This is a genomic window from Jeotgalibacillus marinus, assembly GCF_040801915.1.
Lineage (GTDB): Bacteria > Bacillota > Bacilli > Bacillales > Jeotgalibacillaceae > Jeotgalibacillus > Jeotgalibacillus marinus.
The window spans coordinates 1-207 of sequence record NZ_JBFMIA010000403.1; the positions used below are offsets into that span (position 1 = coordinate 1).

Consider the following 207-nt stretch of genomic DNA (forward strand, 5'->3'; position numbering starts at 1 on the left):
GTCCCCGGCCACCAGGAGGACGAGCTCGGGGAACTCACGGTGGAGGACCTGCTCGCCTACGCGGCGTGGACGCACGACTGCCACGCCGAGCTGGCGCCGGCCCACGCGCTGGCTGCCGCCCAGGCCGCGGTCCGGCTCTTCGATCCGAAATTCGCGCTCAAATGCGCCGGCAGCATCGCACCCGGCGACAGTGAATGGCCCGCGGGG

At 72.9% G+C, this 207-nt stretch carries 1 protein-coding gene; it reads left to right on the top strand.

All coding sequences use genetic code 11. The annotated features are described in order from the left end of the window. The coding region (locus AB1471_RS18310; protein ID WP_367781135.1) for a hypothetical protein at positions 1-207 on the top strand (207 nt) is incomplete at both ends.